Genomic DNA, 4,757 nt, shown 5'->3' with positions numbered 1-4,757 from the left:
AAAACAAACAACGTCTACGGTTTCAGACCCACCGATGTCGATTCCGGTCGTCTCTGGGTGTCCTATAATGAACCGCTGACGTACAAAGCGGGGGATACATCTCCTACAAGCCTTGAAAATGTACGTTATGACAAAATGGAGCTCGGCTATACAGTGGGAAAAAATAATGATGTCGGCTATTTCGATCTGACATCGGTCGATTTTTTCGGCATTCCCATGCAGCTCGAGGTCATGGCCCACCAGGAAGATCTTTCTCCCTTTCAGACGACCACATTCTATACATCGACCACGACTCTTTTGGAAAAATTGTATCAGCTTGATCCCGCAAACATGGATCAGGCCTTTTACGAACAAAGCGCGACCAGTGCCTCGCCGGGTTGGACTTCCGGATCCGACAGCCTCCGGACGTTTCTTCGTGTCATGAGTCCACTGACCCTTTCAGCCATGCTCCCCACCAATGCCACTGCCCCCTTTTCAGCAGCTCCCTACCCGAGCTACCACAATTATCTGACGACTCTGGTCAATAACGGGGTAGCCGTTACATTCAAAGGGGCCAACGGTGTGGACAACGGCCCACTCACCCACTGGGCATACCAGGCGAGCATTTCCTCTGATGACAAGGGTGGGTTCATAGTCACATGCAAGCCCACGGCGCCTATGAGCAACGCGCCCCAGGGCAGCATCGGGGACAGCAACTATCCCGACAATCCTCCATTACCCAAAGACCTCACGGTCCGGCTCGGACTCGACAGCAGGTATTTTGACCAGTTCGTCTATGGCGTGCCGGCCAATTCTTTTTCCGTTCAGGACCTGGACTGCTATTTGGTTCCCTATGCCGCCAACAGTGTGTACGCGAATATTGCCGGGAATTTCCTGGCTGCGTTGAATTTCGGGTATGTGGGCAGTCGTTACGGCAGTAATGGAACCTCCTGGTTCGAAGACCTGCCCGGCTACGCACCCTACGGAGCCGCCCGAACAACCGATGAAGGATATTACAACCCTTACGCAGCCATACTTTACAACCTCTCGGACTCCTATTCCTTCTCTATCTCGGATCGACTCCAGGTCGGCAATCCTCTGGTGACCACAAGTCCGGACAACCCCTACCTGCGGATAACGATTCTCCCGGACGATCGTCTCGATGCTCCGCAGAACATCAGGGTGACTTCTCTTTCCAATGCAACCATGCAGGTTGAATGGGAGCCCGTTACCGAAAATCCAGCATCCGGATATAGCCTTACCGGCTACAAGGTTATTGCCGAAGATGACAGCGTTCCTGTTGCCAAACCCACAGAGCAGCCCCCTATCAAAATTTTGCCGAACCAGGTGGTGGTCAACACGAATTCCACGGCAGCCTCAGCGATTCTCACCGACCTGACCCCGGGGACCATGTACCAGATATCCGTGGTGGCGGTCGGTCAATCTCCAGGAGGTAAAGCAGTCCAATCGACGCAGGGCATGATCGCAACTGCGGCAACAACCTACGCCAGCACCATTCCCGCAGACAGTGCCATCAATTATGAGCTCAGTGTCTCCCCGGGAAGCGGCATGCCCCCGGACACAACCTTTCTGGTGGATGCAAAAGAAGTTCCCCAAAACACCAACATACAAATTGGCAAGCAAAAGCCCTCCGTGAATGGAACGCTGATCAAGAGCCTTCTCACGATCCAGGGGCCCAACCAGGATATAGCCCAACGCGCCACGACTCCAACGGTCACATACGCCCAAACGAATATTCTGTTCAACGCCTTTGATATGGGCAACCAAACATTCAATGTCTATTTCAACTTTCCGTTTTCCAGTACAGTTCCCCTCTCAGGGAGTGACAAGACAACATTATCGGACGGTTCCTCGCTCGGTTTCTCCTATAGCTCGACATTTGGCATCGCCGGTACGCAACCGCCCTTCGGCGACACCGCCAATTCATTGGTGGTCAATGTGATCCCATCTCCGACCAATGCCCCGAAAACCTATTCCGAAGTGACATTTCCCGACAGCGCTCAGGTCCCCCTGGATCCAAACCCGCAGCCCCCTGCGGATCCAGCCTACCAGCCGCCGGCACACCAACCCACTACCTGTCCCACATTCAAGGTGCTGGCAGTGCTTGGACAGGGATCGCCCGTAACTGATCTGGCCGATCTCAAAGGCGCGACAGTCAGAGCGCAACGGCTGGCAACCATTCCGGCGAACGTCCACAGCATCCCTGCCGATGACGGAAGCGGCGCCGATGCGGCCGGAACCCTGAACAAGGAAGGCTATGTCATCTTTGATCCCTCAATGACTCCGTATACGGCGCCCATATGGAATCTTGGGTACCGCATTACAATCACATACAATGGTGTCGATTATCCTGCCTATGGAGCCTGGAGAACCCCCGAGGTGGGCTCTAAGTGGCAATCGGGTCTGACCACCCAACCGGATACGCCGGGGGTCATCTATGTTCCGATCTATCCAGACGCCCTTGATGATCAAACATTGTGGGGAAACTAAAGCCAACCTACTTTGAGGCGAGTAGTCTTCTGTACAACCGATAACCGGCATGTAATTGGGAGGGTAAAATGAAAAAATGGTTGGTACTTCTTCTTGCTTTCGTATTTTTTGGCATGTTGGGATGCAAGACAGACAGCGACTCAACAGAGAGCCAGACCAAATACATCCAGGAATCAAAACTGGCTGCTGACCCAGAACTTTTTGCAGAAAAAAACCAGACCGTAACATTTTTTCTTGAGCATGACTCACATCAGGGTTCCCTTGAAAATGATACAGGGGAAGCAGGATATGACCTTATCCCTTGTTATTTCACAAAAAGTACACATCGAAAATTCAGACTGGAAATTCCTGAAAACGAAAAATACTCAGTAGAACTCGAATCTCCCGTCGGAGCAAGACTTTTTTATATCGACAAAAATAATCCCGAGGCAATCGTCAATCTCGAAGAAGGAGTCCATATTTTCAGAATCGAGCAAAAGAGTGACTCAGAAATAAGCAGAGGGATGTTTATATGTCCGGACGACGAGATTGTAATAGGAGGGAACTGCCCGGGGCGGAATCTTGCGGGTGCCGACCTGAGTCATCATAATCTGTCGAATGCCGATTTATCAGGTTCAGATTTGAGTGATGTTGATTTTTCTTACGCGGATCTTTCCAATGCAAATCTGAATACGGCTACAGTGAATGGAGCAACGTTTTCTTATGCTGATACATCCGGAATGACGTCTCAGCACCTTGTTCCCCAAACATGCAACTGCGCCAGTCAAACAGATACTGCAAATTGTTTTTTTGTCGCCCCCCAAAATACATGCGATATCGAAACTTCTTTTGGTAATTTTACAGACTATACAACCATATCATTCTACTCATGCGGTGAAAACGGAACAGACGTGAGTCCCAAGGGCATAGAAATAAACGGAACAAATCCGCAATGTATAATGCTGGAAGCAAATTCCACGTGGAAAATCGTCATGGAAGACAATTTCTACCAGCAGCCGAATCCCTGCATTATAAAGGTAAGTGACAAGGGATGGAACTATGCCTCTCCCTGTGACCAGGATGATGTTGACGGCCTTGACCTATGCCTGGGCAAATCTGTGATTCCAGCCGAGACAAATGCCCGTCATTTCGCCCCGGGCTGCGTCCCTTTTGATTCTTCTCTGAGCTCTTATCCAAGAGTATATATTCTCGATAGAAATAAAACGCATAACAATATACTTTACCGAGGATCCAAGCCCTGTATTACCAACAAACAGGGGAAATATGTCTTTGATTATGACAACATCATGTCTGTGCTCCGGAGTTTATACAAATCACAGATAAAGGACGGATCTGAATTCCCCTCACATTTTAGATTCATTGATATCAGTCTGTTGAATGATACTGGAGAAAAAGATATACTAAATACCGAATACACTTTCTTTGGCGGAATTTCAGGCTCCACGCCTCCTTCCGATGCTACTCAACCAAAAGATTCGTTTCTTCAATTGCCTACACCAAAAGGAACAAATGCCACAGTGTCTGGGCAATTCAGATGGTGGAATATTCTTCCTGATCCATCAGGGGCGCAGACAAGTAATTTGAGCGGACTTATTGAATGGATATCTGATCTTGTAAATACTAAGCACGATTATCCGTATGTGATCTATTTTCACTGTGCATCCGGTTCGGACCGAACAGGTGAGGTCGCCATCTCTTATCTTCTCAAAAACAAAAAAATGAAGCCTTACTGTGCATATCTTTACGGCTCAACCATCTTCAAAACAGAAGGCGGAGGCTCCGTCAGTCGGACCCGTCAGATTCCTAAAGCGGATTTTCTTGCCGGAGCTCAGTGGTATTGTTCACAGCAGGACCCGAGCTGTAATTGTACATACAGCTCTATGGACAGCACCTCCGTACCCAACGCCACCTGCCCATACCCTTGGTCAAGTGACTGCGATTGGGACGGAGGGTGTCAATAAATACACCATTATTCATTTCTGCGCTCCTAAACATATAGAGAAAATCGTTTGCACCCGAATCTACAAAAATGCTGTTTAAAAAAATAGAAATTGATAATATTGACCCTATTGAAGGCGTATCTTTCGAATTTACTAAATAAGATGTTTCTTCCTTGCACCTGGCTGTTGAGGGTGCAAGGAAGAACATGAAACAGATCAAAAGTTGATAAATTTTCAATTTGTATAATTGCATTCGAAAAATGTTCCAGCAAACTACCGGAATCAGGAAATGACTGGGGTTATCGGGGTCGGACCAAGATAACATCT

Annotated in this window: 2 protein-coding genes; both read left to right on the top strand. The window is 48.6% G+C overall.

Going from position 1 to position 4,757, the window contains the following annotated elements:
• The coding region (locus ACY692_RS14145; protein ID WP_462326027.1) for a fibronectin type III domain-containing protein at nt 1-2,490 on the top strand (2,490 nt) is incomplete at its 5' end.
• Nucleotides 2,491-2,558: 68 nt separating this feature from the next.
• The gene (locus ACY692_RS14140; RefSeq protein WP_462326026.1) at nt 2,559-4,451 is read left to right on the top strand and encodes a pentapeptide repeat-containing protein; all 1,893 of its coding nucleotides are present in this window, start codon (nt 2,559-2,561) and stop codon (nt 4,449-4,451) included.
• Nucleotides 4,452-4,757 lie beyond the last annotated feature (306 nt).

This window comes from Desulfoplanes sp. (assembly GCF_054921335.1).
This window is presented reverse-complemented; position numbering and strand designations above follow the sequence as displayed.

Coding starts and splice junctions, on each gene's coding strand:
- ACY692_RS14140 (WP_462326026.1), top strand. CDS start 2,559: ATGAAAAAATGGTTGGTACTTCTTCTTGCTTTCGTATTTTTTGGCATG.